The following is a 3,346-nucleotide window of genomic DNA, read 5'->3' as shown; positions in this document are numbered from 1 at the left end:
GGCTGGTCGGGGCGGGTCTGCTGGAGCCCGCGCTGGTGACCGAGGAGCTGTCCGCGGCGGCCCGCTGGGCCGGGCTCGGCCGCACCGAGACGATGCGCACGATCCGCTCGGGGCTGACCGCCGGGCGCCGCCAGCCGCTCGACCCGGGACGGCGCAACGTGGCGTGATCAAGCGGTGACGGAGCCACCCTGGTAACCCGGCCGGTGCCGGGTAACCTGGCTTGTCGGACCGCCGGGGGGCGACGGTTGGAGGGCGCATGGCCGAGGACGTCGAGGCTGCCGCGGCACACGCGGGCAGTCTGGCCGATCCCGCGCGCCTGCGTTCGTTGCAGCGCGTCTGTGTCGGCGCCGAGCCGGACGAGGCCTTCGACCGCTTCGCGAGCCTGGTCAAGCGGCTGCTCGACGTCCCGGTGGCGCTGGTCTCGCTGGTCGACGACCAGCGTCAGTTCTTTCCCGGCCAGGTCGGTCTGGCCGAGCCGTGGCTCACCAAGCGGGAGACCCCGCTGACCCACTCCTTCTGCCAGCACGTGGTCGTCGAGGGCGAGGCCAAGGTGTTCCCGGACGCGCGGATCTACGCGCAGGTCCGCGACAATCTGGCCATCCCCGATCTCGGCGTGGTGGCCTATGCGGGCATGCCGCTGACCGATGCGGACGGCCGCACCCTGGGCTCGCTCTGCGCGATCGACACCAAGCCGCGGGCCTGGACCAAGGCGGAGCTGGCGACCCTGCGGGACCTGTCCGAGGCCTGCTCCTCGGAGTTGCGGCTGCGCATCTCCCGGGAGCTCGCCGAGGAGGCCCGCCGGCACGCCGAGAACGCGCACGACCAGCTCGCGATGCTGGCCGAGCTGACCGAGACGCTGGCCACGACCACCGACATCGACGAGGCACTGGGCTCGCTGGGCCGGGCGCTGACCCCGCGGCTGGCCGACTGGTGCCTGATCTCGCTGATCGGCCCGGACGGCATGCCCCGGCAGGTCTCCACCGCCCACCGCGACCCGGAGCGGGCGGCGGACGTGGCCCGCTTCGCCGAGCTGATGGCCACCGGCCTGAACGCCAAGTCCATCGTGCTCGCGGTCCAGGGCACCGGCCGGCCGATCCGCCGCGACGGCGAGATCGCGGCGAACATCCTGGAACGCACCACCGACACCGAGCTGGCGACCATCGCGGAGCGGCTGGGCTACGCCTCGTTCCTGGTCGTGCCCATCACCGCGCCGGTGAGCCACCGGGTGCTCGGCACGATCACGCTGGTCAACGGGCTGTCGCGGCCGGCGTTCAGCGAGGCCGACGAGCGCACCGGGACGGACATCGGCCGCCGGGCCGGGCTGGCCATCGACAACAGCCGGCTCTACCGCCAGCAGCGGCACGTCGCCGAGGTGCTCCAGCAGAGCATGCTCACCGAGCTGCCCACGATCGACGGCATCGAGCTGCACGCCCGCTACCTGCCGGCCCAGGACGGCGCGGCGGTCGGCGGCGACTGGTACGACGCGTTCGCCCAGCCGGACGGCTCGGTGATGCTGGCGGTCGGTGACGTCTCCGGCCACGACATCGAGGCCGCCGCCACCATGGGCCAGCTGCGCAATCTGGTCCGCGGGGACGCGTTCGGCCGCGACGACGACGCGGGGCCGCTGCTCAGCCAGCTCGACAAGGCGCTGCGCGGGCTGCGGGTCCCGGCCGCCGCCACCGTCGTGCTGGCCCGGCTGCGCCGCGAAGCCGACCGGTACACGCTGTCGTACTCCAACGCGGGTCACCCGCCGCCTCTGCTGCTGCTCCCGGACGGCACGGTCGAGACCTGGTGGACCACGCCGGAGCCGCTGCTGGGGCTGGTCTCCCGCAACGACCGCGCCACCCATATCCGCACGGTTCCGCCCGGCTCCACGCTGGTGCTCTACACCGACGGGCTGGTGGAGACGCCGGGCCGGCTGCTCGACGACGGCATCGCCCTGGTCGAGCAGGCACTGCGGGACAACGCGGGCCTGCCCGGGGACGAGCTGTGCGAGCGGCTCATCGAGGCGGCGAGCCGCCGCGCCGACGACATCGCCCTACTGCTGATCCGCCTGCTCTGAGCCGGCTTCGGGCGGCTCATAAGCAACGGGCGGGCCGCCGTGGGTCCAGGGAGTCTGGTCCGGCTCCGGGAAAGCGCCGCCCGGCCGGTACGCCTCGCTCAGCGTCGTCAGCAGCAACCGCTCGCCCACCTCGGGCACGCTGCCGGGCTCGGCCACCAGCTTGCGACCCATGCCGCCGGAGAGCTCCAGCAGCACCTCGGTCTTCTCGTCGACCGCCGTCACCGAGATCACCAGCGCCTTCTGGCCGGGCCGCTGCGGGCTGGTCAGCGTGGCGCCCGGCTCGACCCGGACCGTCTCGGTGGTCACCACCATGATCCGCGGGCGCAGCACCGGGCGCTTGCCGCTGTCGTCGATCCGGTCCGCCTTGGCCAGGGTCACGTCGCCGACGAACGCCGCGCCGGTGAGCCGGTACTCGGCCATCACCAGCGGGTCGTCGAAGGCGCGCTGGACCGCGTACCGGGTGGCCGCGTTCTCCAGGCGGTGCAGGCGGGCCGCGGCGGCCACCGCACCGTCGCGGCGGGGCTGCGGTGGGCCACCCTCGGCCAGGTGCTGCACGAAGCCGGAGTAGGTGTCGCGGTCGCTGTCCCACCGGCCGGCCACCCGGGCGCCGGGCGGCAGCTCACGCAGCAGGTCGAGGGTGCGCCACATCAGCTCCCAGGTCGGCCGCAACTGTGCGCGCAGCACCTCGGTGAGGGCCGCGACGTCCGGATCGGCCGTGGACAGCAGCGGCGCCAGCACGTGGTTGTCGAAGGCCGGGTCGGTGGCCGGTCCGGCGGGTGGGCACAGCTCCGGGTCCTCGGCCGCCCGCGCGGCCTCGGCGCCGGTGCGCCCCGGCGGCGGGGAGATCCAGCCGAGCAGGGCGGCGAGCTGGGCGTCCTCCGCGCTGCTCTGCCCGCTCGCCCAGTGCAGACCGAGAGCCTGTACGGCGTTGAGCAGCAGCGACGACCCGGCCACCTCGGCGGCGTTGGCGAAGAACGTGAGCCAGCGCCCGAGCAGCGGCACCGACGGCGGCACCGCGTATTCGCCCTCGGTGCTGCGGAAGCGGGTGGACCGGCCGAACAGGCGCAGGAAGTCGACGCCACCGGTGTTCGGCACCCACAGCTGCGGCGCGTCGGTGAACCTGTGCCGCACGTCGCGGCCCCGGTCCACCGCCACTGCCTCGGTCTCGGAGGTGAAGCTGTCCACGTAGGGCACGAGGACCTCGGCCAGCTCGGCGGCGAAGGCGAAGCGGTCGCTGCGGTTGCGGGGCTGCGCGACGACCAGCAGCCGGGGCGCCGAACTGTC

2 protein-coding genes are annotated in these 3,346 nt (G+C 74.1%); one reads left to right on the top strand and one right to left on the bottom strand.

The window, feature by feature from the left end; translation table 11 throughout:
• Positions 1 to 256: 256 nt before the first annotated feature.
• On the top strand, positions 257 to 2,062 hold the full coding sequence (locus AB0C29_RS39705) for a SpoIIE family protein phosphatase (protein WP_360831915.1): 1,806 nt from the start codon (positions 257 to 259) through the stop codon (positions 2,060 to 2,062).
• Here AB0C29_RS39705 and AB0C29_RS39700 read toward each other — a convergent pair.
• Positions 2,039 to 3,346, bottom strand: a 1,308-nt coding sequence (locus tag AB0C29_RS39700) for a hypothetical protein (protein WP_360831913.1), incomplete at its 5' end; no start/stop codon positions are given. The two genes, AB0C29_RS39705 and AB0C29_RS39700, sit on opposite strands and share 24 nt — an antisense overlap.

This window comes from Actinoplanes sp. NPDC048791, assembly GCF_040650095.1.
Classification (GTDB): domain Bacteria; phylum Actinomycetota; class Actinomycetes; order Mycobacteriales; family Micromonosporaceae; genus Actinoplanes.
The sequence above is the reverse complement of the archived record's forward strand: the minus strand, read 5'-3'. Positions and strand labels throughout refer to the sequence as shown.